Genomic DNA, 26,376 nt, shown 5'->3' on the forward strand with positions numbered 1-26,376 from the left:
ATTCTGACCGGTTCAATTGATGGCGTACCGGATATTTATAAAGCGATGCTGGCTGGCGAGGCGAACGCCAACGTAGAGCTGACGCCAGATATGGCAGGCCCGGCTTTTGACGCGCTGGCTAAGTTTAAGAAAGACGGCACCATGCCGCCAAAAATCATCAAAACCGAGTCAAAACTCTTTCTCTCAGCCGACGCGCAGTCTCAGTTAGACAAGAAAAAAGGCATGGGTTACTAACCCCGACGCCGCCTGTTTATCGGGCGGCTCTTTTTATGGTTGAGGCAAAGCCGTATGACTGACCCGACAACTTCTCCTCCAACGCTGCTCACCATTCGCGGCGTCAGTAAAACCTTTCCCGGCGTAAAGGCGCTGGATAACGTTTCTTTCGATATTCGTCCCGGCGAGATCATGGCGCTGCTGGGTGAAAACGGGGCCGGGAAATCTACCTTGATCAAGGTATTAACCGGCGTTTACCAGCGCGATGGCGGCACCATTGAGCTTGAAGGGCGGGCTATCGCGCCTCGCAACACCGCTGAAGCACAGGAGATGGGCATCGGCACCGTTTATCAGGAGGTAAACCTGCTGCCCAATATGTCGGTTGCCGACAATCTGTTTATTGGCCGCGAACCACGGAGGTTTGGTTTTATCGATCGCGCTGCGCTGGTACGCGATGCGCAGCGGCTGCTTAACCGTTACGGATTCGATCTTGACGTCACGCGACCGCTGGGCCAGTTTTCCGTGGCGATGCAGCAGATAATCGCCATCTGTCGCGCGGTCGATCTCTCCGCAAAGGTACTGATCCTTGATGAGCCAACCGCCAGCCTTGACGCCAGCGAAGTCGGGATGTTGTTTACCCTGATGAATCAGCTTAAAGCGCGCGGTATGAGCCTGATTTTCGTCACGCATTTTCTCGATCAGGTTTATAAAGTGAGCGATCGCATCACCGTGTTACGTAACGGGCAGTTTGTCGCCACGCACGACACGCGCGATCTGTCACAGCTGGCATTGATTAAGCTGATGCTGGGTCGTGACCTGTTGGAAACGGCACTTCAGCGCGCGGGCAGCACGCTGAAAAGCAATCAGCCGGTGGTGGAATTTAAAGATTATGGCAAGAAGGGCACGCTGGCACCGTTCAGCCTCAGCGTCCGGCCGGGCGAAGCGGTTGGGCTGGCCGGGCTGTTGGGTTCAGGGCGAACCGAAACCGCCGAGCTGCTGTTTGGCATTCGTCGCGCCGACAGCGGCAGTGCCTTAATCAAAGGCAAAAAACGTACCATCCGTACGCCCGCGCAGGCATCGCGTCTGGGCATGGGGTTCTGCCCGGAAGATCGTAAAACCGACGGCATCATTGGCGCCGCTTCGGTGCGGGAAAACATCATTCTGGCGCTTCAGGCGCAGCGCGGCTGGCTGAGGCCGATTGCGCGGCGCAAGCAGCAGCAGATTGCAGAACGTTTTATTAAAAGCCTTGGCATCCGCACGCCGCACGCGGAACAGCCGGTTGAGTTGTTATCGGGCGGTAATCAGCAGAAGGTGCTGCTGTCGCGCTGGCTGGTGACGCGGCCACAGTTTCTGATCCTTGATGAACCTACACGCGGTATTGACGTCGGCGCCCATGCGGAAATTATTCGTCTTATTGAGTCGCTGTGCGCCGACGGGCTGGCGCTGTTGGTTATCTCTTCCGAACTGGAAGAGCTGGTCGGTTATGCGGATCGCGTGCTGATCCTCCGGGACCGCGAACAGGTTGCGGAAATTCCGCTGGAACAGCTTTCCGTTTCGTCAATCGTCAACGCGATTGCCGAGGGAGGCGGCCAGCATGTCTGAATCACCTCTGACTGCGGGGAAACCGCCGATGTTAAAACGCAGGCTGCCGCCGGGTATTCCGCAACTCGCCGCGCTCGCGCTGGTGCTGATTGTGGACAGCCTGGTAGCGAACAATTTTTTCGCTATCCATCTTCAGGACGGCAGGCTGTTTGGCAGCCCGATTGATATTCTCAATCGCGCCGCGCCGGTTGCGCTGCTGGCTATCGGCATGACGCTGGTGATCGCCACCGGCGGTATCGATCTTTCCGTCGGTGCCGTGATGGCGATCGCCGGTGCGACCGCCGCCACGCTGACGGTGGCCGGACACTCGCTGGCGGTGATTATCATTGTTACCCTGGCGAGCGGGCTGCTGTGCGGATTGTGGAACGGCATTCTGGTGGCATTGCTGAAGATCCAGCCTTTTGTGGCGACGCTGATTTTGATGGTCGCCGGACGCGGGATCGCACAGTTGATTACCCAGGGACAGATTGTCACTTTTGACAGCGAGTCGCTGGCAAAAATCGGCAGCGGCACGCTGTTGCTGTTTCCTGTTCCGGTATGGATAACGTTATTGATGGCGCTGCTGGTCTGGCTACTGACCCGCAAAACGGCGCTGGGCATGTTTATTGAAGCGGTGGGAATTAACCTCCGCGCGGCGCGAAACGCCGGGGTAAACGGCTGGCTGGTAGTGATGACCACCTATGTGCTGAGCGGCCTGTGCGCGGCGGTGGCTGGTCTGATCGTTGCCGCCGATATTCGCGGTGCCGATGCCAACAACGCCGGATTGTGGCTGGAACTGGATGCGATTCTGGCGGTGGTGATTGGCGGCGCATCGCTGATGGGCGGGCGGTTCAACCTGCTGCTTTCGCTGACCGGCGCGCTGATCATTCAGGCGATGAACACCGGTATTTTGCTGTCGGGTTTTCCGCCGGAACTGAACCAGGTGGTGAAGGCGGTGGTGGTGATGGTGGTGCTGCTGATTCAGTCTCCGCGTTTTATTCAACTGTTTAAAAGAGGGCGCCACGGTGGTTAAACGTCATTTACCGCTCATTATTACGCTGCTGGTGTTTGTGGCCGGTTATCTTTTTTGCCTGTCGCAGTTCCCCGGTTTCGCCTCTACGCGCGTTATCGCCAACATTCTGACCGATAACGCATTCCTCGGTATTATTGCCGTTGGCATGACGTTTGTGATCCTCTCCGGCGGTATCGATCTCTCAGTGGGGGCGGTAATTGCCTTCACCGGCGTATTTCTGGCGCGGGCGATGGGTGATTTTCATCTCAATCCGTGGCTGGCGTTTGGGCTGGTGATGGTGATGGGATCGGCCTTTGGCGCGCTGATGGGCTGGTTGATCGATGCGCTGAAGATCCCGGCGTTTATCATCACGCTGGCCGGTATGTTTTTTCTGCGCGGCAGCAGCTATTTGATTGCGGAAAGTTCAATACCGGTTGACCATCCGCTTTATGCCACGCTTTCCAGTATGGCGTGGAAGATCCCCGGCGGCGGACGGCTCAGTCTGCTGGCGCTGGTGATGCTGTTGGTGGTGGCGATGGGCATTATTCTGGCGCACCGCAGCCGCTTTGGTAATCAGGTTTACGCAATTGGCGGCAACGTGACGTCTGCGCAGTTAATGGGCATTTCGACGCGCAGCACCACGGTGCGGATTTATATGCTTTCGTCTGCGCTGGCGACGCTGGCCGGTATTGTTTTTTCGATTTATACCTCAGCGGGCTATGCGCTGGCGGGGATGGGCGTGGAGCTGGATGCCATCGCCTCAGTGGTGATTGGCGGCACGCTGCTTTCCGGCGGCGTGGGCACCGTGCTTGGCACGCTGTTTGGCGTACTGATTCAGGGTTTGATTCAGACATGGATCAACTTTGACGGCACGCTGAGCTCGTGGTGGACGAAAATCGCTATCGGTATTTTGTTATTTGCTTTTATCGCGCTTCAGCGTCTGTTGACGGTAATGTGGGACCGCCAGCAGAACGCGCCGGTGAAAAGGATTGCGGTGACGGAGGAGTGAGGATGACGGCGCTGTTGGTTTTGCTTTGTGTATAGCGTCAGGCTCTGGAGAAGCCATCCGCATCGCGGACACGGCGTGAATCCATCCCTGGAGCCTCGGCTCGCGCATCCATATGCTCGACGGTGCGCTCCTGCGAATAGCTTCTCCCTGCCAGTAACCCTTTCGCATTGCTTTAATAACTTTAAGGCAATACAGTTTGTAGGCAGGCGAGATTAAATCTTCATGGCAACGCCATTGCCAGCGGGCGGCTTTAAGGCTTAAGAATAACCGGGTCTTTGCCGCATGGATGCGGCAGCGAGGCCTTTAGGCATGGATTCCTGTGTCCCGGCGATCTGAATCTTAATCCCATTTCGAAAATCAAGAGGTACTTTATGGACGAAAGTCTTGAGAATCAGTCGGCTGATGCAATACTTAAAGAGAAGCTGAGGCTAAAAAAACACCGCGAAAAATTACGAGATAATCCGACTGCCTATACTCAAGATATGGAGAGGAAATCTGTTACCTTGGTGAGTCTTTTAAAAAAAAGTGGTTATAATAAAATGGATAAAAACAATCCACGATGTTTGCAACTCGCTTACGATATCACCATGGCTATATTCGAGGCACAGGGATGTAAGCCATACTTCCATATAGACTCCGATCTTCCATACTGTTGGAACGTGCCTGCCAAATGGAATTTGAATTATATCTATTATGAATGGGGCCATATGAAATCACGGCATAATCATGAAAAGAAAGCCGATGATATAAAAAATCTTTGCTTGCAATCACAGAGATGTAATCAGCATATCCAAAGCGGGCTTGATACAGAAGATTTAAAAATATATGGAGGTAAACTTGCTGAAATCATTGATAAAAATGAAGCTTCTTTTAAAAAGTTTTACGCTTCACCTAAGTGGGTAAAGTTAGAAGAAAGATTATTTGAATTTAAGAGCCGGCCTTACATAAAAAAAAGTGACATCAAGGTAGGCGCCGGGATTTTGTAATATTGCATTAATTTTTTTAAATGTTTCTCTTGGTTAAAACGTCGATGATTCTAAAGGTGTTCAGATTTCAGCCTTGTGTTGAACTCCAAAAATGCAGCGGCGTTATCACGAGCGACATTAACCTCATCCGCAGGGATGCGAACCGATCCACCCGCAATGGAGCCTCGGCTCACGCATCCCTGCGCTCGACAGTCCGCTTCTGCGAATGGCTTCTCCCTGCCAGTAAACATCCCTATTGCTTTAACCTATTAAGGGCGGGAAAACCTAACGCTGATTCAGCCGGTAACAGGCTTCGTTCCAGCGCAGCGCATCACGGAAGCCGTGCAGCGTGGTCTCTTCATCAATCACCAACACCTCAATGCCGTGCATTTCGCCGTACTGCCTCATATCGTCTACCGTCAGCGCCTGGCTGAACACGGTATGATGCGCACCGCCGCCCAGAATCCAGGCTTCCGATGCGGTGTTCAGTGACGGTTGGGCACGCCACAATGCGCGCGCTACCGGCAGTTTTGGCAGCGGTTTGGGCTGCTCGATGGCATCGACAACATTCACCAGCAGACGGAACCTGTCGCCCATATCAATCACGCTGGCGTTGACCGCGCGCCCGGCAGGGGCGGAGAATATCAACCTCGCCGGATCGGCCTTGCCGCCAATGCCAAGGAACTGCACGTCAATCAGCGGGCGTGACTCTTTAGCGATGCTGGGACACACTTCAAGCATGTGCGAACCCAACACTAACTCGTTGTCCGGCGAAAAGTGATAGGTGTAATCCTCCATAAACGACGTACCGCCCGGCAGCCCGGTCGCCATCACTTTGAAAATATGCAGCAGCGCGGCGGTTTTCCAGTCGCCTTCACCGGCAAAGCCGTATCCCTGCTGCATCAGGCGCTGAACCGCCAGCCCCGGAAGCTGCGTCATACCGTGCAGCGTCTGGAAGTTGGTGGTAAACGCCATGCAGCCTTCAGCCTGTAAAAAGCGCGTAATGCCCAGTTCAATGCGCGCCGCATCGAGCACGTTCTGGCGCTTTTCACCGTTAACAGCGGCGGCGGCGGTAAATTCATACAGGCTTTCATATTCATCGATCAGCGTATTCACATCACCATCGCTGACCTGATTGATCACCTCAACCAGATCGCCGACGCCCCAGCCGTTCACCGCGTAGCCAAACTGGATCTGCGCCGCCACCTTATCGCCTTCGGTCACCGCCACTTCACGCATGTTGTCGCCAAAACGCGCCACTTTTAGCTGCTGGCTGGCCTGTTTCGCCGCCGCCGCGCGCATCCATTTGCCGATGCGCGTCTGTGCGGTTTTGTCCTGCCAGTGGCCGGTGATCACGCTGTGCGGCAAACGCATCCGCGCACCAATAAAACCGAACTCGCGTCCGCCGTGCGCGGTCTGATTCAGGTTCATAAAATCCATATCCATGCTGTCCCACGGGATTTCAGCATTGAACTGCGTATGAAATTGCAGCAGCGGCTTATGAAGAACCGACAGGCCGCCGATCCACATTTTTGCCGGCGAAAACGTATGCAGCCAGGCGATCAGGCCCAGACAATCCTGCGCGTGGTTCGCTTCGCGGCACAGCGCCAGCGCCTCGTCAGGGCTTTTCACCAGCGGCTTCAGCGTCAGCACGAACGGCAGTTGACCGTCGCGATTCAGCCCGTCGACCACCTGCTGCGCGTGCTGCTCAACCTGACGCAGCGTTTCCGCGCCGTACAGATGCTGCGTGCCAATAACAAACCAGACCTTAAGCTGGGACATCGTATTCTCCTTGATCGGTAAACTGCCGGGCGGCGTACTGCGGCTCGGCCGCGTCACACCACTGAAGGTATCGTTGATAAAGCTGCCGGAAACGCGCAACGCGGCTGGCATCGGGCTGAAGGGTGACCTCAATCGGGCTGGCCATCTTGCTCTGTGCGGCAGGAACATCGGCGTAAACGCCCGCGGCAACGGCGGCAAAAATCGCCGCACCCAGCGCGCAGCACTCGTCCGAGGCGACAATCTCCAGCGGACGGTTCATCACATCGCAACACACCTGCATAATGGCCGGCGATTTGCGGGCAATGCCGCCGAGCGCCAGCACGTTTTCCACCGGGATCGCCTGCTCTTCAAAACACTCCATAATGGCGCGCGCGCCAAAGGCGGTGGCGGCAATGAAACCGCCAAACAGCGTGGCCGCATCGGTACCAAGGTTGAGATCGGCGATGACGCCTTTCAGGCGCTGATTGGCATAAGGCGTACGACGGCCGTTGAACCAGTCCAGCACTACCGGCAGATGATCCAGTTGCGGATCGACGGCCCATGCCTGAGTGAGATCGTTAAGCAGCGTGCTCTGAATTTGCGTTAGATCGGCGCGCAGGTGCGGATGTTTTTCTGCGGCCTGCGCCAGCGGCCAGCCGAGCAGGCGGCTGAACCAGGCATACATATCGCCAAAGGCCGACTGGCCCGCTTCAAGGCCAATCGCGCCAGGTACCACGCTGCCGTCCACCTGACCACAAATGCCGCCAATAGCGGCGTCGCCGACCCGGTCTGCATCAGCGATCAGAATGTCGCAGGTTGAGGTGCCAATCACTTTCACCAGCGTGTAGCGCCCGGCACCGGCGCCGACCGCGCCCATATGACAGTCAAACGCGCCACCCGCGATTTTCACCCCGGCAGGTAAGCCAAGCCGAGCGGCCCACTCGTCGGTGAGTGCGCCAACCGGCACGTCCGCCGTCCAGGTATCGTGAAAGAGCGGGCAGTCAAGCTGTTGTGTCAGGAGCGGATCAAGCGCCTGCAAAAAGGCTTTATCGGGCAGGCCCTGCCAGTCGGGATGCCATAACGATTTGTGTCCGGCCGCGCAGCGTCCACGACGCACGGCAGCGGGCGCAGTGGTGCCGCTCAGCAGGGCGGGCACCCAGTCGCACAGCTCTATCCATGAAACGGCGGCCTCGCGCACGGCGGCATCTTCCCGGCTGACGTGCAGAATTTTTGCCCAAAACCACTCTGACGAATAGATGCCGCCGATATAGCGTGAATAGTCAGGAAACTGGCCGCCCTGGCAAAGCGCAGTGATCTCTTCGGCTTCCTGAATGGCGGTATGATCTTTCCACAGCACAAACATTGCGTTGGGGTTTTCCGCGAATTCAGGCCGCAGCGCCAGCACCTTGCCGTCGCGATCGATAGGAGCGGGCGTCGAGCCCGTTGAATCAACGCCAATGCCCACCACCTGCTGGCGTTGTTCAGGCGTCATTTGTGTGACAACGTCACTGATGGCCTGCGTCAGCGCATCGATATAGTCCTGTGGATGATGGCGAAACTGATTCAGGCGACTTTGACAATATTTACCCTGCTGCCAGCGTGGATAAGCAACCACCTGCTTAAACAGTTCCTGCCCGCTGGCACAGTCCACCGCCAGCGCGCGCACGGAATCACTGCCAAAATCGAGACCTAATGTAATGGCACCCCTCTGCATATCTTTTCTCCAGACGCTCGTTCCACGGTCTCAATACCCTAAGAAGCTGTGTCATCGGGCGTTAGGCTAAGGTCGCTACAGATATGCACTTTTCTGCCGTCTCCCCCTATTCTGTGACCGGCTTCAAATGTTGCAAAAAGGTTAATTTTGCTGAATCCATGGACAAAATGGCTGTAGTTTCAGGGTGTGATAATGCTCTCCCTTTTAATGTTCAGTTACCGCTAAAACTACCGCTCGTCGGTTGCTTTACCCCTGTATCAACCGAAACACTGGCCGTTTGAAGCCCTTAACCGGGCCGCGTCATGACGATAAACGTTACAACAGGCCGCAAAAAGCGGTCGACTTTGCCGGAGAACCTTATGCACAAAATTACCCACGCGCTGGCCGCCGTTGGTCTCGCTGCCGTTATGTCACATTCGGCTATGGCCGACACCATGAAGCTCGGTTTTCTGGTTAAACAGCCGGAAGAACCCTGGTTTCAGACCGAATGGAAATTCGCTGACAAGGCCGGGAAAGAGATGGGCTTTGAGGTGATTAAAATTGCCGTGCCGGACGGTGAGAAAACCCTTAATGCCATCGACAGCCTGGCGGCCAGTGGCGCAAAAGGTTTTGTTATCTGCACGCCCGATCCAAAACTGGGATCGGCAATCGTCGCCAAGGCGCGCAGCTATGATCTGAAGGTGATTGCCGTTGACGATCAGTTTGTGACCGCCAAAGGTAAGCCGATGGACAGCGTGCCGCTGGTGATGATGGCGGCAACCAAAATCGGCGAACGTCAGGGGCAGGAGCTCTATAAAGAGATGCAAAAGCGCGGCTGGGATGCAAAAGAGACCGGCGTGATGGCGATCACCGCCGATGAGCTGGATACCGCGCGCCGCCGCACCACCGGCTCAATGGATGCGCTGAAGGCGGCAGGTTTCCCGGCGGCGCAAATCTATAAGGTGCCGACCAAATCCAACGATATTCCCGGCGCTTTTGACGCGGGCAACTCTCTGCTGGTTCAGCACCCGGAGGTCAAACACTGGCTGGTGCTGGGCATGAATGACAACACCGTGCTGGGCGGCGTGCGCGCCACGGAAGGGCAAGGCTTCAAAGCGCCAGACGTGATCGGTATCGGCATCAACGGTGTGGACGCGGTAAGCGAACTCTCCAAAGGTCAGGCCACCGGTTTCTTCGGTTCGCTGCTGCCAAGCCCGGACGTGCATGGCTACAAAAGTATCCAGATGCTCTACAACTGGGTGACCAAAGACGCTGAACCGCCGAAGTTTACCGAAGTGACCGATGTGGTGCTGATCACCCGCGAAAATTTCAAAACCGAGCTGGAGAAAAAGGGACTGAAGTAATCAGGCAGATGCGGGCGGAGCCGATAACCGTTGGCTCCGCAGCGGGTACGGTAACCTTTGCAGGAGTGAAACATGAGCATGCAATCCGCCTATCTCAGCTTTCGCGGTATCAGCAAAACCTTTCCCGGCGTGAAGGCGCTTTCAGATATCAGCTTTGACTGCGCTGCCGGACAGATCCATGCGCTGATGGGAGAAAACGGCGCGGGCAAATCGACGCTGTTAAAGATCCTCAGCGGCAGTTATCAGCCCACCAGCGGCGAGATCGTGCTGCGCGGCGAGCCGGTTCGTTTTACGCATACCACCGCAGCGCTCGATGCCGGGGTGGCCATTATTTATCAGGAACTGCACCTGATCCCCGAAATGTCGGTGGCAGAAAATATCTATCTGGGCCAGTTACCGCAACGCGGCGGACTGGTTAATCGTTCGCTTCTGCGTTATGAGGCGGGCGAGCAGTTAAAAAATCTGGGGATGGATATCGATCCCGATACGCCGCTGAAGGCGCTGTCGCTGGGGCAGTGGCAGATGGTGGAGATCGCCAAGGCGCTGGCGCGAAACGCCAAAGTCATCGCCTTTGACGAACCCACCAGCTCGCTCTCCGCCCGTGAAATTGAACATCTGTTCCGGGTGATCCGCCAGTTGCGCGACCACGGCCGCGTGGTGCTGTATGTCTCGCACCGCATGGAGGAGATCTTTGCGCTGAGCGATGCCATTACCGTATTTAAAGACGGGCGCTACGTCCGCACGTTCAACGACGTTGCCACTATCAGCCATGATGATCTGGTGCAGGCAATGGTAGGCCGTGAAATTGGCGATATTTATGGTTATTCGCCGCGTCCGACCGGCGAGGTGCGTCTGCAACTGAACGAGGTACAGGCGAAAGGGGTTCGTAAGCCGATCTCGCTCAGCGTGCGCGCGGGGGAAATTGTTGGCCTGTTCGGGCTGGTCGGCGCGGGACGCAGCGAACTGATGAAAGGGCTGTTCGGCGCTACCAGGCTGACCGGCGGCGAACTGCGTCTTGACGGGCAGCGGCTGATCATTCGCGAACCGGGCGACGCCATTCGCGCCGGTATTCTGCTCTGTCCGGAAGATCGCAAAGCGGACGGCATCATTCCCGTTCACTCGGTACGCGACAACATCAACATCAGCGCGCGGCGCAACAATGTCAGCGCGGGCTGCCTGATCGACAACAAATGGGAAGACCAGAACGCCGCCTCACATATTCGCTCGTTGAATATCAAAACGCCGTCTGCCGATCAGCTGATTATGCATCTTTCCGGCGGCAACCAGCAGAAGGCAATCCTTGGCCGCTGGCTGTCGGAGGAGATGAAGGTCATTCTGCTGGATGAACCCACGCGCGGTATCGATGTGGGCGCAAAAAATGAGATCTACAGCCTGATCTACGCACTGGCAGAGAAGGGCATTGCCGTACTTTTCGCCTCCAGCGACCTGCCGGAAGTGATGGGGCTGGCGGACAGAATAGTGGTGATGCGCGAAGGCGCCATCGCCGGAGAACTGAGCCATGACCAGGCCACCGAAGCGCTGACGCTGGGCCTGGCTATGCCGAAAACAACGCAACGTGCCGCAGTTGTGGCCTGATCCAGGGAGTAAAAAGATGTCAACCTCAACAACCACGCCGGCGGCACCTTCACGCCATCGTCTTAACCCCGGCCGTATCTGGGATAACTTTGGCATGCTGGTGGTCTTTGCCGTGCTGTTTATCGGCTGCACCGTTTTCGTTCCAAACTTTGGTACGCTTATCAATATGAAAGGGCTGGGGCTGGCGATGTCCATGTCCGGCATGGTGGCCTGTGGCATGCTGTTTTGCCTGGCGTCGGGCGACTTTGATCTCTCTGTGGCCTCCGTCATCGCCTGCGCGGGCGTTACCACGGCAGTGGTTATCAACATGACCGAAAGCCTGTGGATTGGCATTGCGGCCGGTCTGCTACTGGGCGTTGCCTGCGGTTTCGTCAACGGATTTGTTATCGCCAGACTGAAGATCAATGCGCTGATCACCACGCTGGCGACCATGCAGATCGTGCGCGGTCTGGCCTATATTTTTTCCGATGGCAAAGCGGTCGGTATTGAAGACGAGCGCTTTTTCGCGCTGGGCTACACCAATTGGCTCGGCGTGCCTGCGCCGGTCTGGCTGACGCTCGCCACCATGGTGATTTTTGGTTTTCTGTTGAACAGAACCACCTTCGGGCGCAATACGCTGGCCATCGGCGGCAATGAAGAGGCGGCCAGACTGGCTGGCGTGCCGGTGGTACGGACGCGCATCATCATTTTCATCCTTTCCGGGCTGGTTTCCGCCGCCGCAGGCATTATTCTGGCATCACGCATGACCAGCGGCCAGCCGATGACCTCGCTGGGCTACGAGCTGATTGTGATTTCAGCCTGCGTGCTGGGCGGCGTTTCACTGAAGGGTGGCATCGGTAAAATTTCCTATGTGGTGGCGGGCGTGCTTATCCTGGGGACGGTAGAGAATGCGATGAATCTTCTCAATATCTCGCCTTTTTCACAGTATGTCGTGCGCGGTTTGATATTGTTAGCGGCAGTTATTTTCGACCGTTACAAACAGAAAGCGAAAGCGGCCTGACCCGGAGGCGGTTATGTATCATCGTTTGGCGCCCGTTACCCAGCCCAATCCGCTGCTGCCCGGCTATCCGTTTAATGCCTGGCTGGTGGCGGGCCTGACGCCGATTGGCGCAGGGGATTCGCTGGACTTCTTTATCGACCGCCCTGGCGGCATGAAGGGCTATATCATCAATCTGACCACGGCGGGCCGGGGGCAGGTGTTCAGCGGCGAGCGCGCGTTTGACTGCGAACCAGGAGATTTACTGCTTTTTCCGCCGCAAACGCCTCATTTTTACGGACGTTCGCCCGGCAGCGACTGCTGGCACCACCGCTGGATCTACTTCCGCCCGCGCGCTTACTGGAGCGACTGGCTGGCGTGGGAGGAGGAAAAACACGGGGTCGGACGGCTGCGGCTGCCGGAGCGGCTACGCGGCGAGTTTGACCGTCTTTTTGCCAATATCGAGCAGACCCACACCTCCGGCCGCCGCTTTGCGGAGGAGCTGGCGATGAATCTGTTGGAGCGGCTGCTGCTGCGCGCGGTGGAAGAAGATCCGCGCAGCCATCAGAAAATTCGCGATGCGCGGGTGATCGAAGCGTGCCAGTTTATTACCGGCAACCTGGCGGGCGAGGTGAAGATTGATGACGTGGCGAATCACGTCTGTCTTTCACCTTCGCGTCTGGCGCATCTTTTCCGCGAACAGATGGGCGTGAATCTGCTGCGCTGGCGGGAGGATCAGCGCATTATTCGCGCCCGGCTTTTGTTGCAAACCACCCAGGAACCCATCGCCACCGTCGGTCGGCTGGTCGGTTACGACGATCAGCTCTACTTCTCGCGCGTGTTTCGCAAGCGGGTTGGCGTCAGCCCCAGCGATTTTCGCCGCCGCTCGCTTGACGCGCATGACGCGCTGGTGGCGCTTGAGATGTGGGAATTACCGCGAAGTGCGAATGAATAAGCATTTCAGCGAAATCTCCCTTGTTCACAGCCTGTCGATGGTCTTAAATCAACAGGGTCTGAGATAAAAGGAGTGCAAATGAGCGAAAAAATTCGTGTTGGGCTGGTCGGTTACGGCTTCGCCAGTAAAACATTTCATGCGCCACTGATTGTCGGCACTGAAGGCATGACGCTGGCGGCCGTATCGAGCAGCGATGCAGGCAAGGTGCATGCCGACTGGCCGGAAACACAGGTAGTCAGCGATCCTCAGGCTCTGTTTGCCGATCCCTCGCTTCAGTTAATTGTTATCCCCACCCCCAATGACACCCATTTTCCGCTGGCAAAAGCCGCGCTGAATGCGGGAAAACACGTGGTCGTTGATAAACCGTTCACCGTGACACTGTCACAGGCGCGTGAACTGGATATGCTGGCAAAATCCAAAGGGTTGCTGCTGTCGGTGTTTCATAACCGCCGCTGGGACAGTGATTTCCTGACGCTGAAGGCGCTGCTGGCGGACGGCGCGCTGGGCGAAGTGCGTTATTTTGAATCGCATTTCGATCGCTTCCGGCCTGAAGTTCGCAACCGCTGGCGCGAGCAGAAGGGCGCTGGGAGCGGTATCTGGTACGATCTGGGGCCCCATGTTATCGATCAGGCGCTTCAACTGTTTGGCTCGCCTGTGGCGATCAACGTTGATCTGGCGGAACTGCGTCCCGGCGCGCAAACCACCGACTATTTTCACGCGGTGCTGACCTATCCGCAGCGCCGCGTTGTGCTGCACGGCAGTATGCTGGTGGCTGCCGAATCGGCACGCTATCAGGTGCACGGCACGCGCGGCAGCTTTGTGAAGTTCGGCCTTGATCCGCAGGAAGACGCACTGAAGGCTGGCGCGCGTCCTCCGCAGGCTAACTGGGGCGAGGACAAGCGCGATGGCGTATTGACGCTGGCGGAGGGCGACAGGATCGCCGCTCAGACCCTGCCGACCCTGCCGGGTAATTATCCGGCTTATTATGCGGGCGTGCGCGATGCGATTAATGGCGAAGGCAGCAACCCGGTGACGGCGGAAGAAGCGATTCAGGTTATGGAGCTTATCGAGTTAGGTATGCAGTCCGCCGAGAAACGCCAGACGCTTTCCATGAAGTAAAACGCGGGGCGTTGTGCTCAGGCGCGCAAGTTACTTAACGCGTCACGACAGAGAAGCCATTCGCGCCTGCGAATGGCTTCTCAATGCCGGTGCTGCACACGTGCGTGGGGACGCTGTCAATTCAGGGAATAAGCCGTAGTTGTCGAAATTGTGTAAACAGCCGATAAAACATCTGTTCAGTTTCACAATAATGATGAAACCCGGCGCGTCTTAGCTTGCTCCCGTCAGCAAACATATCGTAGTCCCAGCCTAAAACGAAATCGACAAATTCCCACCCCGCCAGATGCCCGATGCGGTTTTCCTGAAGAGAATGTTTGCTGGCAATATCCTGCCACAATGCTGCTTTATCGGACATCACCTCCTTCAGGGACATCGGCAGTGGCGGGGCAACCGCCAGGTCAAACCAGGCGGCAATCTTTGGCCACATCTCCTGCCATCGAAACAGATCGCCATTGTTAACATTAAATGCCTGATTTTTCGCCGCTGTGCCGGTGGCCGCCCAGACGGTGGCTTTCGCCAGCATCCCTGCGTCTGTCATTTCGATCAGGCTGGTCCAGGCACCGGGTTTACCCGGAAAACGAAAGGGCAGATGCAATTCTTTACAGAGAGAAGCATACACCGCCAGCGAGAGCGCCAGATTCATCGGATTTCCCGTTGAAATGCCGCCGACGACGCTGGGGCGCAGGGCGGTCCAGTGCCAGCTTTTACCGGCCTGTCGATCTTCAATCAATGCCTGCTGCGCCACATTAAATTCTGGCGGCATATGGCCTTCATCACTTTCCCGTGCGGGCGTTTTAAAGGGGCCAAGGTGCGCGCCGTAAACTTTGTAACCCTGCATCAGACTGACATGCTCAAGCCGCGAGGCGTTTTCTGCTGCGGTCAAAACGTTGTCAAGCATGCGAAGGTTGGGTTCGACCAGCCCGGCCCAGCTGTCAGCATGCTGATAAGCGGTATAAAAAAGATGAGTGACGTCCAGCGGTTTTAACAACGCAAGCGTTGCTGCTTTATCATGGAGATCGACGGACAGATAGCGAACGCCGGGACGGTCTTTGCCGCCACGGCGCGACAGCCCAATAACCTGCCAGCCCGTTTCTACCAGCTCTTCAATTAACTTATTCCCTGCCACGCCATTCGCCCCGGCGACCACAGCTACACGTTGATTGTTCATCGATGTCATTCTCTTTGAGTAAGATTCGAACGGCAGCATGACCCATAAATTTTTCAGGCAGAAGAGGAGGCTTTCTAATATTATTTATAAAAAAAACTTTGGACAGGCAGATGAACAAGCTGAAAGCGATGGAAATTTTCGTGCGCGTCGCCGAAACCGGCAATCTTTCGGCAGTTGCCAGGGAACGCAATCTGACTCAGCCCGCGGTCAGTCAGCAAATTGTCGCCCTTGAGCAGCTGCTCGGCACCGTCCTGCTGTTTCGAACCACTCGCTCTGTCACCCTCACAGAGGCTGGCGAACGTTACTATCACCAGATTGTGCCGGTTCTGGACGCACTGGCTGAAACGGAAGACAGCCTGTTCACACAGCGCCAGCAGCTTACCGGAACGTTGCGCATACAGGCGCCTTCCGGGCTCGGTCAGAAACTGATTACGCCGGTAGTGATCGCTTTTCAGCAACAACATCCCGGGCTGATCATAGAATTAATGCTGGAAGATCGTCTTTCAGACATCGTCAGTGAAGGTATTGATCTGGCAATCAGACTCGGCAAACCGGTCAGACAAAATCAGGTTATCAGGCAGTTGGGGGAAGTTGAACGTGTGCTGGTTGCTGCGCCCGCGTACCTGCACGGCGCAGGTACGCCCGCAACGCTGTCCACCTTAGCGGATCATCGTTCTGTGCGCTACAGCGGGCTGGCTGAAGGAGACGCGCTGACGCTGGAAGGGCCAGACGGTAAAGAAACGGTTCTTCTGAAAACTGTTTTTCGCGCCAATAACAGTTTATCGCTGATCACCGCACTGGAAGAAGGCATGGGCATCGGCAGCATCCAGAAACCGCTGGTTGCTGAACATTTGCAGAAGGGAACACTTGTTCGCCTGTTGCCACAGTACCGTTGGGCGCCTCTCACGCTGTATGCGTTATATCCCACAGGACGTTTTATCCCGCTGAAAGCACGCATGCTGACCGACGCATTGATAAGCAGCCTTGAGAACATTGACGGGATAAAGCCCGTTTCCGGGTTGAACGTGAAACGGCAATAATGCGCGACGCTCCGCGACCCTCAGCATCCCTGCCGGGCATGACTCTGCTATTCCCGTTACGCCTGAATGTTTGTCGATACCTTTTTACGTATGGCTGCCTTCTCTGCATCGCTCAGGAACGCAATTTTCAGACCATTTTCCTGCGCGGCGCGGATCTGCGCCTGACTCAATCCTGCCTGCGGTGCGGCGACGTTATACTCATGCGCCAGTTCAATACCCTGAACCGCCGGATCGTCGGTATTGATGGTTGCCAAAATTCCACGTTCGAGGAAGGTTGCCAGCGGGTGGTGCGCCAGCGATGACACCGTGCTGGTCTGAATATTCGAGGTCAGGCAGGATTCAATACCGATATGATGCGCCGCGAGGAAATCCATCAGTTCCGGATCGTCAACCGCTTTCACGCCATGACCGATGCGCTCGGCGCCAAGCTCGCGGATCGCCTGCCAGATGCTCTCCGGGCCGGCGGCTTCGCCAGCGTGCACGGTGATATGTAGCCCGGCATCGTGCGCCCGATTAAAGTGGCTGAGGAACTGACTGCCGGGAAAGCCGATTTCATCGCCCGCCAGATCCAACGCCGTGATGCCATCGCGGTGAGCCAGTAAGCCTTCCAGCTCCTGCAAGCAGGCGTCTTCGCCAAAAGTGCGGCTCATAATACCAATCAAACGCACGTCGATATCATACCGCTGGCAGCCTGCGCGAACGCCATCAATGACCGCTTCAACCACGCCCGCTATCGGCAAAGAGTGGGTCATGGCCATATAGCCAGGTGAAAAACGCAGCTCGGCGTAGTGGATACCGGCTTTTGCCGCGTCCTCGACGTTTTCCTGAGCAATCCGACGGCAGGCATCCAGTGACGCCAACACTTTTACACCCCAGTCCAGCTTCTGCAAAAAGCTCACCAGATCCGGTTCATTTTTCGTCACCTGGACATGCGGACGCAGCGTCTCCAGCGTGGTAGCGGGCAGGGTAAGGTTAAATTCGCGACCTAAATCAAGAATGGTTTGTGCGCGGATGTTGCCGTCAAGGTGGCGATGGATATCGGTAAGGGGAAGCTGAGGATCAATCATGATGGCGCACTCTGTTAATTTTTCATAAAAGTGCATAACAGTATAAAAACAATTTGCGCAACTCCGCCAGCGAATTGCGCATCATAACAATTAACTGCCGTTTATTTATGCACCAGGCAGTCGTGAATGGCGGCAATCAGCCCATCCAGACCGCGATCGAGCTTACTGCGCGGACAACCCACATTGAGGCGGAGAAAACCCCGGCCGTCTTCACCATAGGTATAACCGGGCATGATTGCGACTTTTTGCTGCTCAATGAGCTTCTGCTGCAACAGGTCATCATCGATCTGTAGCGGCCTTAAATCGATCCACGCCAGATAGGTCGCCTCCGGCGGCGCCCACTCGAGAACGGGAAAAGTGTTGTTCAGTCGATCGGCAACCCGCCGAAGGTTTTCGGCCAGGTAACTGCGTAATGCATCCAGCCAGCGCTCGCCCTCACGATAGGCGGCGATATGTGCTGCCACCGCCATGACGGCCGGGGACGACAGACCATCGGCCTGTTTCAACGCCTGAAACCAGGCAAGACGATCCTGCTCATCGCTGATAAAACCATATGCGCCGGTCAGGGCAGGGATATTGAAACTTTTAGAGGCCGACGTGAACAAGGCCCAGCGATCGTGCGCCACCGCCGACCAGGGCGTGTGCGGCGTCGCGCCTGTCACCATATCCATATGAATTTCATCGCTTATCACCCGCACGTCATAGCGCTGACACAGTGACGCCATCTGCGCCAACTCCTCGCGCCGCCACACTTTGCCGGTAGGATTATGCGGGCTGCACAATAATAAAATTTTGCACTGCGGCTGCGCCAGCAGCGCTTCAAGCGCAACCATATCGCACCGCCACGTCGCGCCCTGCTTATGCAGCGACAGCGCGCGCACCGTGCGCTGGTTGCCTTCAATGACCTTGTAAAAGGCGTCGTAGGCTGGCGTATGGATCACCACGCCGTCACCCGGCGACGACCAGCGGCGGATCATCTGCGCCACCATATAGATCACCGATGGCCCGTAAACAAGCTGCCGTCTGTCAACAGTCAGCCCGAAGCGGTGTTGATACCAGTGGCACACGGCGGAGAGAAAATCATCATGCTGCCAGCGGCTGTAGCCAAACACCCCGTGCGCGACGCGCTGTTGAAGCGCATCAATCACGCACGGCGCGGTGGCAAAATCCATATCCGAGATAGTGAAGGGCAGTAAATCGTCGTGGCCGAAGCGGTCGGTGATAAAATCCCACTGGGTGCACCAGCTACCGCGGCGATCCACCACCCGATCAAAATCAAACATAGTCACCTCAATAAAAACGGGCCTGAACGGCCCGATCTGACCTCAGGCGGACGCGGTGTGCATCATGCTCGCCATCTCATCCTTTACCGACTGAACCTGCGGCCCGATGACCACCTGAAGATTGTGCTGGTTCAGATGAACCACGCCAATGACCCGGTTGGACTTCAGCGCGGCGTCATCCACCAGGCTCATGTCTTTGACCGACAGGCGCAGGCGCGTCAGGCAATTATCCAGCGAGGTGATATTTTCCACACCGCCCAGCGCTGCCAGAATGGCCGGCGTATTGTAGCCGGACTTACCGGCCACCGCGGCGGAGAAAGTTTTTTCGACGCTGGCGCTCTCCAGCTCACGGCCAGGCGTTTTAATATTAAAACGGGTAATGGCAAAGCGGAAAATCAGGTAGTAGCTGACGAACCAGATGGCGGCCACCACCGGCACCAGATACCATTTGGTCTGCAAACCGTGCAGGATGCCGAACACCACAAAATCGATCACGTTGCCGTCGGTGTTGCCGATGGTGACGCCCAATACCGCCATCACCGTAAAGCCCAGTCCGGTCAGCACGGCGTGGATCAAATAGAGGAACTGTTTTCCCGCGCCATACCCAGAGGGATGGCAATGGCAAACATCACCGGCAGGTAGCTGAAGGCGAATGACCCCATTTTACTCATCCAGGTAAAAATGAGCTGAAGCACGGTATTCCCCAGGAAAGGGATCAGGGTGATCACATCGTGGCTACTGAGCGAACTGCCGATCCCCATCAGGATCCCACAGAAAGAGAGCAGCGCAACGGGCAACATAAAGGTCTTTCCAAGGCTCTGGAAAAACTCCCAGAGCGTGATTTTCTGTTTGGTGGCGGACATAGGTTCTCCTGGCAAAAAAATGCTCAGCCACTGCTGAGGTAAAAAATGATAAAACGTTTTACCGACCATGAATGCGCGAGCGATCACACTCCTGATACGCTTAAGAGTTTTCTTTAATTTCATGAAGGTGTAACGTTTTACCCATGGTGCTAAAAGCTGATACCAGCAACGGGTTAAAAAATGTCGCAGAAGAAAATTACCATCAATGATGTTGCTGACGAGGCGGGTGTTTCGGTCACTACTGTATCTATGGTGCTGTCCGGAAAAGGACGTATTTCAACAGCGACCGCAGAACGGGTCAACCAGGCGATTGAAGCGCTGGGGTTTGTCCGCAACCGTTCGGCGGCCATGCTGCGCGGTGGTGAAAGCGGCGTGATTGGGCTGATCGTGCGTGACATCTGCCATCCTTTTTATGCGGAAATGACCGCCGGACTCAGCGAAGGGCTGGAAGCGCAGGGCAAGGTACTGTTTCTGACGCAAAGCGGCGCGCGCGGTCAGAATATTGATCGCTGCTTTGATTCTTTGGCGGCGCAAGGCGTGGAGGGGATTGTATTGGGCGGCGGCGCGGAAAACGCGGCCCATCTGGTGGGTAAAGCACGCGAGCAGCAGATCGCGTTGATCTGCGCGTCACGCGCGTCAAGCCTTGATGAGACGGATACCATTCGCCCTGATAACCTGCACGCTGCGAAAATGGCAACCGAGTACCTGATCCGTCGCGGTCATCACTGCATTGCGTGGCTGGGCGGCTCCGGCTCGTCACTCACCCGCGCGGAGCGCATTGGCGGCTACTGTGCCACTCTGATGCAATACGGTTTGCCGTTCCGCAGCGAGTGGATCGTCGAATGTGGGCGCCAGCAGCGCGACGTGGCCGCATTGACCGAGCAGCTGATCCATCAGCATCCCACTATCACCGCCGTGCTGTGCCATAACGCCTCTGTCGCGCTGGGATGCTATTTCGGCCTGCAACGCACCGGCAGAACCATCGGTAAGGGCGCAGTAGACAGCTATTATGGACAGCAGATGGCGTTGGTAGGATTTGGCGACGTGCCGGAAGCGGAACTCACCGATCCACCGCTGACTTTTGTCACCAGTTCGGCGCGGGAAATCGGTCGCAGCGCAGCGCAGCGGCTGTTACAGCGGATGGCGGACAGGCAGGGGGCGGTACAGAGCGTGATCCTGCCGCCGATATTGATTGAGCGGGGATCGGCATAAAAAAGGGGCGCCGAAAGCGCCCCGATAAAAGGTTTACTATTAAGGCTGCTGCAACGGCACGTTTGGTTGCGCCTGAGGTTGCGCCGGCGCCTGCGGCGCGGGCTGAACCTGCGGCATCATACCGCCAAGCATGTAGCGCGCCAGGAACTGATCGAGCGGCAGCTTATCGCCATTCATGGTCACCTGGCCGGAAGCGTATTGCAGACGGGTGACAATGTTGTTGTCCTGCTGCGTGGTCAGCTTAAACATCTGGCCCATCGCCGCCAGGCCTTTGACCTGCTGCTCGGCCAGTTTCTTCGCATCGTCTTCCTTGTAGCCTTCCGTCATCGCCACACGGGTCATCAGCTCGGTCGCCATGTCCATTGAGATGGTCAGCTTGCCGTCCAGCGTTTTCAGGACGTTATCAACCGCCTGGCCGATATCCTGCGGCTGGGCGTTACCGCCGGAGGGATCTTTAAAGTGGAGGGCCAGGTTGAAACTGCTTTCGCCTTTATCATTTTTCCAGCTCAGCGGCGCGATGTTCACTACCGGATCGCCTTTCAGCAGCAGCGGCAGATTGGTGCTGAAAATTTCACTCATTCGCTGCTGATAGCGCTCAGGATTATCGCTGATGCCGGGCTCATTCATCAGCGCCTGCACCTGCTGATTGTAGTTTTCAGAGAAGGCTTTCATGGCTTTGGCATCAAACTGTGACAGCTTGATGCCAAGCTTCGCCTGGCCGAAGTTCTGCTTCTGCACCTTCAGCGCATCCAGGGTGTAGTCGATGCTGCCCGAGATCAGGCTCTTATCAGAATCAAATGAGGATTTACCGTTCAGGCCTTCCGCGGTAAACGCTTCTTCGCCGTTGACCGCTGCGGTGAGTTTTTTCAGCGAGATGTGCTGATCGCCGATACGCATGCCTTCCGCGCTCAGATGCGTATTGGCGTCCAGCGACAGGCCGTTAGCGGTAAAAAGTACCGGCATGTCGTACTGATTTTTCGCGGTGAGCAGCACGCTCTCCAGCTCGCCGTTTAAGCTCACCTTATCGCCTTTATCATCAGCATCGACCTTGAAGGTGCCGCCGTTGGAGGCAAAACGTTCGCCGGTTTGCGCATTGTTATAATCGACCGGCAGCAAATGGATATCGGATGCCGTTGCGCCGCCGTAACCAATACGGGTTTCGGCCTTCACGATGGATTCGCCTTTGGTCATTTCAAACAGCTTTTTAACCGCATCGGTATTTTCCAGCTGCGTATGCACCGACGCCATGCTTGGGATCAGGTTAAACTTTTTCAACTGCGCCAGCGGAAAGGGGCCGTGATCGATTTTCTCGTTAAAAACCACGCTCTGGCCTGGTTTAATGATGGAATTGTCTTCGGTTTGTGAACTGGACTGAAGTACGAACCGCGCGGTACTGCTGAACACGCCACGGTTAAAATCCTGATAGCTGAGCCGTAAGCGGCTCTCTGGCGCCATGGTATTTAACTGAGCATTTGCGTTTTGCACCAGCTCGCCCATGTTTTTCTCAAGCTGCTTACCGGTAAACCAGGCGGCGCCGGTCCAAATCACGCCAAGCGCAACGACCACGCCTACTGCTATCTTCGTCTTTTTCATTTGCCATTCGTCCTTTAAGTCCTGGTGCCGACACGTCCGCCCTGCGGACAACTGCCCGGCGATAAAAAAACGCCCACCGGGCGTTTTTTGCTTAAAACCTGAATAATCATAGCAATTACCGCCGTTAACGTCAGCCGCTATTGCGCAAATCATTCCAGGCTCTGGCGACGCGCCCGTTACCGGCGAGCGTAACGGGAAACTCATTCGCTGCGACAAAACAGGATTCGCCCGGTTTCAGCGAGAGGCTCTCTTCACCGTGGCTGACCAGCGCCTGGCCGTCGATACAGAACAGAATGGCCGCGCTCGTCTGCCGAACGGTAACGGGTTCGGCACTCAGGTGGTGGATTGAAAAAGCGAAATCCTCCACCGGCACCGGGAAATGCTGCGTCGCGCCATCGCTTACCGGCTGTGTCAACAGGCTGGCAAACGGTTTCGCTTCAAATTTCAGATTATCGAGCAGTTCCGGGATATCAATATACTTGGGCGTCAGGCCGGCGCGCAGAACGTTATCCGAATTGGCCATGATCTCCAGCGCCACACCTTGCAGATAGGCGTGCGGCGTCTGCGCGAAGAGAAACATCGCTTCGCCTGGCTGAAGTTCAATTACGTTCAGTAGCAGCGGCGAGAAGAGGCCGCTGTCGTCCGGATAAAATTCCGCAATCAGGCGAATGGTTTCCCACGGTTCGCCGTGCTGTCCGCGCAGTGTGGCTTTGAGCACATCAATCGCAAGACTTTTTTCTTCACCTTCCAGCGAAAGCAGGGCGGCAAACAGCGTCGCCAGGCCGTCGGTGTCAGGCAACTGAAGAAAATGTGCAATTGCCGGATGCGCGCCGGATAACGGCTGAAGAAGTGAAACGATTTCGTGCAGTTCGCGAAAGCCGTTGATCGCTTTGAAAGACGTTAAGGCATACACCAGCTCCGGCTTGTGATTCGCATCTTTATAATTACGATGGCCGGCGGTAAGGTCGATGCCTGCTGCATTTTCCTTTTCAAAGCCCTTTTCGGCTGCCGCTTTGCTGGGGTGAACCTGAATGGAGAGCGGCTGATCGGCACACAGCACTTTAAACAGAAACGGTAACTCGCCAAAGCGGGAAGCGACTGCCGCACCCAGCAGCGCGGTTTTGTCCGCGTCAATGACCTCACGAAGCGAGCGCGTTTCTGCTCCGGTCCTGACAGATGACGGGCTTTTGGGATGCGCGCCCATCCAAAGTTCCGCCATCGGCAGCCGTTGCGGATTTTCAATACCGTAAAGTTCCGTTAATGCGCGGGGGCTGCCCCAGGCGTAATGTTGCAGCGAATTAATTAATTTTTGCATGTGGATTCACCAAAAATTTATATATCGCGTGTATTAAAACAGAAAACGGCGGTAAAGAGTCAATGCGTCATGAAATAAGCGTAATGCTGTCTCATAATGTTAAATTATTGTATGTCACCTCTGGCCCGCATCCTGCTTTTTGTGAGAGGGTAAGTGACTTATCTGTTAACTGTTGATACTTAAGGAGAGCACAATGGCCGCCAATCGCATCGAAAAAGATTCAATGGGATCTGTCGACGTACCGGCTGACAAACTGTGGGGCGCGCAGACGCAACGCTCGCTGGAACACTTCCGCATCTCAACCGAAAAAATGCCGGTCGAGCTGGTTAATGCGCTGGCGCTGACCAAGCGCGCGGCGGCGAAGGTCAATGGCGATCTGGGACTGCTGCCGGCCGAGCGTACCGACGCTGTCATTCGCGCGGCGGATGAGGTGCTGGCAGGCAAGCACAGCGCAGAGTTTCCGCTCGCTATCTGGCAGACCGGCTCCGGCACGCAGACAAACATGAATATGAATGAAGTGCTGGCGAATCGCGCCAGCGAACTGCTTGGCGGTGAGCGCGGCATGTCGCGCCTGGTCCATCCTAACGATGACGTTAATAAAAGTCAGAGCTCCAATGACGTTTTCCCGACCGCGATGCACGTTGCGGCAGTGATTGCGGTGAAAGAGCACCTTATTCCACAGCTCAATGCGCTGCGGGATACGCTGAACCAGAAAGCAGAAGCGTACAAAGACATTGTGAAGATTGGCCGTACCCACCTTCAGGATGCCACGCCGCTGACCCTCGGCCAGGAGATCTCCGGCTGGGTGGCGATGCTGGAACATAATTTCAAACATATCGAGCAGAGCATTCCGCACGTCGCCGAACTGGCGCTGGGGGGAACTGCCGTTGGAACAGGGCTGAATACGCATCCTGAATACGCGGTTCGTGTCGCGAAAGAGCTGGCCGATCTCACGCATCAGCCTTTCGTCACCTCACCCAACAAATTTGAAGCGCTTGCCACCTGCGATGCGCTGGTTCATGCGCATGGCTCACTTAAAGGGCTGGCGGCCTCGTTAATGAAAATCGCCAATGATGTGCGCTGGCTCTCATCCGGGCCGCGCTGCGGCATTGGGGAAATCGCTATTCCTGAAAATGAGCCGGGCAGTTCAATCATGCCAGGGAAAGTGAATCCGACGCAGTGTGAGGCGATGACCATGCTCTGCTGTCAGGTTATTGGCAATGACGTTGCGGTCAATATGGGCGGCGCCTCCGGTAATTTTGAACTGAATGTTTATCGTCCGATGATTATTCATAATTTCCTTCAGTCGGTTCGCCTGTTAGCAGATGGCATGGACAGTTTTAATCATCACTGCGCCGTTGGCATTGAGCCGAATCGCGATCGTATTTCGCAGTTGCTTAATGAATCGCTGATGCTGGTCACCGCCTTAAATACGCATATTGGTTACGATAAAGCCGCTGAAATTGCCAAGAAGGCGCATAAGGAAGGACTGACGCTGAAAGCATCTGCGTTGAAACTGGGATATCTTACCGAAGAACAGTTTGATGAATGGGTACGTCCTGAGGAAATGGTAGGCAGCATGAAATCCTGATTTCCATCCTATTGTAAAAGGCGAAGGTTTCTTCGCCTTTTTTTTAGTTTAATAAATTTTAAATCAGCCGATCGCTGTAGAGATGAAGACGAGGAACGATCGGATACAGGGGTTTTGCATCAGGCTTGTAACGATATGTCACTTTAGTTTGATCATAATTCAGCAGTTCGCCAATTTTCGGTACGCTGCCCGCATCCGGGCAAAGCGCAATCAATGGAGAAGGGCAGGCGAATTGCGTCTGCTTTTGTTGTTGTTTATTCCACACTCTCGCTATTGGCTGGACCTTTACCGGACGTTTAATCCTCAGGACGGCTGAGGCAGGAAGCGATTTAATTGCGGCCATCTCTTCTTCTAATTTTTCCGCCCACTGCTCCCGGCTCCACGGCGCGACTGAACGCCCCGCAGCAATGCTTTTCTCCAGATTATGCAGGATCTCTTTGTGGCTGACTTTCTTAATAATATGCTTGTTTGCCCAGCCAAAACGCACGGAATCAGGCGCGTCGAGAAGCGTAATTGAACGATATGCGTTCAGCGTTATAAGGCCAGGGATATGTGTATGGACAAATTCAAAGCGTTCTTCACTGGCCACGCCCGACTCAATGGTAATAATTTCTTCGAGTCGTTTCTTCAGGTTATTAATGCTTTCTGTAATCTGATGGATTGCCATAAACGCCTGGGGCGCTGCTTCAACGCATATTACACCCGGTAAACGCACGGCAGCTTTCGTACTGATCGTTTCCGACTGATGATGTATAAAAAGACGGGTGAAATGTTTGAGTGTGCGGTCAAGAGCCGGTTGGGCCAGATGCTGCTCAACCGCAATCTGGTTGACAGGTTCATGCTCGTTTCCCTTATTGATAGCAGGTAATTCAAACACGCGGGCAGCAAACAAGCGTTGCTCTTGCAGCCTGTCGCAAAGGGCAGAAAGGCTTGTTTCCAGGTCGGCGACGCAGCGGTGCAGCCTGTCGATAGCATCATGGCGACTCATATTTATCCTTAG

At 55.7% G+C, this 26,376-nt stretch carries 20 protein-coding genes and 2 pseudogenes; 13 read left to right on the forward strand and 9 right to left on the reverse strand.

Translation table 11 applies throughout. The features are described 5' to 3' along the window. The 5 genes and pseudogenes from GS12_RS04135 to GS12_RS04155 all read left to right on the forward strand — a co-directional run. Positions 1-234 (forward strand): annotated as a pseudogene (locus GS12_RS04135) (sugar ABC transporter substrate-binding protein); the annotation flags it as partial. A 54-nt stretch (positions 235-288) separates the two neighbouring features. Further along, complete coding sequence (locus tag GS12_RS04140; RefSeq protein ID WP_034944196.1) at positions 289-1,815, forward strand: sugar ABC transporter ATP-binding protein; 1,527 nt, start codon at positions 289-291, stop codon at positions 1,813-1,815. Continuing rightward, positions 1,808-2,827 carry a galactofuranose ABC transporter, ATP-binding protein YtfT gene (ytfT, locus tag GS12_RS04145; RefSeq protein WP_034944198.1) on the forward strand — a complete coding sequence of 340 codons (1,020 nt, stop codon included), beginning with the start codon at positions 1,808-1,810 and terminating at the stop codon, positions 2,825-2,827. The genes GS12_RS04140 and ytfT overlap by 8 nt, the downstream gene beginning before the upstream one ends. Beyond that, positions 2,820-3,815 carry a galactofuranose ABC transporter, permease protein YjfF gene (yjfF, locus tag GS12_RS04150; protein WP_034944200.1) on the forward strand — a complete coding sequence of 332 codons (996 nt, stop codon included), beginning with the start codon at positions 2,820-2,822 and terminating at the stop codon, positions 3,813-3,815. Before ytfT ends, yjfF begins: the two co-directional genes overlap by 8 nt. Positions 3,816-4,186: 371 nt before the next feature. Next, entirely contained in the window at positions 4,187-4,801 is a 615-nt protein-coding gene (locus GS12_RS04155) for a hypothetical protein (protein WP_034944202.1), read from the forward strand. A gap of 264 nt (positions 4,802-5,065) precedes the next feature. On the opposite strand, the gene araA is transcribed toward GS12_RS04155, so the two are convergent. Beyond that, positions 5,066-6,562: an L-arabinose isomerase gene (gene araA, locus GS12_RS04160; RefSeq protein ID WP_034944204.1), complete on the reverse strand. Its 1,497-nt coding sequence runs from the start codon at positions 6,560-6,562 to the stop codon at positions 5,066-5,068. After that, positions 6,549-8,255, reverse strand: coding sequence for a ribulokinase (locus GS12_RS04165; protein ID WP_034944206.1), 1,707 nt, complete (start codon positions 8,253-8,255; stop codon positions 6,549-6,551). Before GS12_RS04165 ends, araA begins: the two co-directional genes overlap by 14 nt. Positions 8,256-8,614: 359 nt before the next feature. Here GS12_RS04165 and GS12_RS04170 point away from each other — a divergent pair, with 359 nt between their 5' ends. The 5 genes from GS12_RS04170 to GS12_RS04190 all read left to right on the forward strand — a co-directional run bounded on the left by GS12_RS04170 (position 8,615) and on the right by GS12_RS04190 (position 14,244). Further along, positions 8,615-9,598: an arabinose ABC transporter substrate-binding protein gene (locus GS12_RS04170; protein WP_034944207.1), complete on the forward strand. Its 984-nt coding sequence runs from the start codon at positions 8,615-8,617 to the stop codon at positions 9,596-9,598. A gap of 72 nt (positions 9,599-9,670) precedes the next feature. Further along, positions 9,671-11,194 carry an L-arabinose ABC transporter ATP-binding protein AraG gene (gene araG / locus GS12_RS04175; RefSeq protein ID WP_034944209.1) on the forward strand — a complete coding sequence of 508 codons (1,524 nt, stop codon included), beginning with the start codon at positions 9,671-9,673 and terminating at the stop codon, positions 11,192-11,194. A 16-nt stretch (positions 11,195-11,210) separates the two neighbouring features. Beyond that, positions 11,211-12,194 carry an L-arabinose ABC transporter permease AraH gene (araH, locus tag GS12_RS04180; protein WP_034944212.1) on the forward strand — a complete coding sequence of 328 codons (984 nt, stop codon included), beginning with the start codon at positions 11,211-11,213 and terminating at the stop codon, positions 12,192-12,194. Between the two features lie 13 nt (positions 12,195-12,207). Then, the gene (gene araC / locus GS12_RS04185; RefSeq protein WP_034914676.1) at positions 12,208-13,125 is read left to right on the forward strand and encodes an arabinose operon transcriptional regulator AraC; all 918 of its coding nucleotides are present in this window, start codon (positions 12,208-12,210) and stop codon (positions 13,123-13,125) included. A gap of 78 nt (positions 13,126-13,203) precedes the next feature. Continuing rightward, positions 13,204-14,244 (forward strand): oxidoreductase, encoded by a 1,041-nt coding sequence (locus GS12_RS04190; protein ID WP_034944215.1) that lies wholly within the window; start codon positions 13,204-13,206, stop codon positions 14,242-14,244. Between the two features lie 121 nt (positions 14,245-14,365). On the opposite strand, the gene GS12_RS04195 is transcribed toward GS12_RS04190, so the two are convergent. Continuing rightward, positions 14,366-15,412, reverse strand: coding sequence for an SDR family oxidoreductase (locus GS12_RS04195; RefSeq protein WP_034944219.1), 1,047 nt, complete (start codon positions 15,410-15,412; stop codon positions 14,366-14,368). Positions 15,413-15,522: 110 nt separating this feature from the next. Here GS12_RS04195 and GS12_RS04200 point away from each other — a divergent pair, with 110 nt between their 5' ends. After that, the gene (locus tag GS12_RS04200) at positions 15,523-16,452 is read left to right on the forward strand and encodes a LysR family transcriptional regulator (protein ID WP_034944222.1); all 930 of its coding nucleotides are present in this window, start codon (positions 15,523-15,525) and stop codon (positions 16,450-16,452) included. A gap of 56 nt (positions 16,453-16,508) precedes the next feature. Here GS12_RS04200 and add read toward each other — a convergent pair whose 3' ends face one another. The 3 genes and pseudogenes from add to GS12_RS04215 all read right to left on the reverse strand — a co-directional run bounded on the left by add (position 16,509) and on the right by GS12_RS04215 (position 19,665). Beyond that, positions 16,509-17,519 carry an adenosine deaminase gene (gene add, locus GS12_RS04205; protein WP_034944329.1) on the reverse strand — a complete coding sequence of 337 codons (1,011 nt, stop codon included), beginning with the start codon at positions 17,517-17,519 and terminating at the stop codon, positions 16,509-16,511. 101 nt (positions 17,520-17,620) lie between these two features. Further along, complete coding sequence (locus tag GS12_RS04210; protein WP_034944225.1) at positions 17,621-18,802, reverse strand: MalY/PatB family protein; 1,182 nt, start codon at positions 18,800-18,802, stop codon at positions 17,621-17,623. Between the two features lie 42 nt (positions 18,803-18,844). After that, positions 18,845-19,665, reverse strand: a pseudogene (locus tag GS12_RS04215) (glucose PTS transporter subunit EIIB). 180 nt (positions 19,666-19,845) lie between these two features. Here GS12_RS04215 and GS12_RS04220 point away from each other — a divergent pair. Then, a complete protein-coding gene (locus tag GS12_RS04220; protein WP_034944227.1) occupies positions 19,846-20,877 on the forward strand; it encodes a Mal regulon transcriptional regulator MalI in 1,032 nt (343 codons plus the stop codon). A gap of 39 nt (positions 20,878-20,916) precedes the next feature. Here the strand turns inward: GS12_RS04220 and GS12_RS04225 are convergent, their stop codons facing one another. Both GS12_RS04225 and manA read right to left on the reverse strand, forming a co-directional pair. Then, complete coding sequence (locus GS12_RS04225) at positions 20,917-22,470, reverse strand: YdgA family protein (protein WP_052118354.1); 1,554 nt, start codon at positions 22,468-22,470, stop codon at positions 20,917-20,919. Between the two features lie 130 nt (positions 22,471-22,600). Further along, positions 22,601-23,785 carry a mannose-6-phosphate isomerase gene (manA, locus tag GS12_RS04230; RefSeq protein ID WP_034944230.1) on the reverse strand — a complete coding sequence of 395 codons (1,185 nt, stop codon included), beginning with the start codon at positions 23,783-23,785 and terminating at the stop codon, positions 22,601-22,603. 193 nt (positions 23,786-23,978) lie between these two features. Here manA and fumC point away from each other — a divergent pair, with 193 nt between their 5' ends. After that, complete coding sequence (fumC, locus tag GS12_RS04235) at positions 23,979-25,376, forward strand: class II fumarate hydratase (RefSeq protein WP_034914695.1); 1,398 nt, start codon at positions 23,979-23,981, stop codon at positions 25,374-25,376. 58 nt (positions 25,377-25,434) lie between these two features. Here fumC and tus read toward each other — a convergent pair whose 3' ends face one another. Continuing rightward, positions 25,435-26,364, reverse strand: a complete 930-nt coding sequence (gene tus, locus GS12_RS04240) for a DNA replication terminus site-binding protein (protein WP_034944233.1) — start codon at positions 26,362-26,364, stop codon at positions 25,435-25,437. Positions 26,365-26,376 lie beyond the last annotated feature (12 nt).

It is taken from the genome of Erwinia oleae (assembly GCF_000770305.1).
Classification (GTDB): domain Bacteria; phylum Pseudomonadota; class Gammaproteobacteria; order Enterobacterales; family Enterobacteriaceae; genus Erwinia; species Erwinia oleae.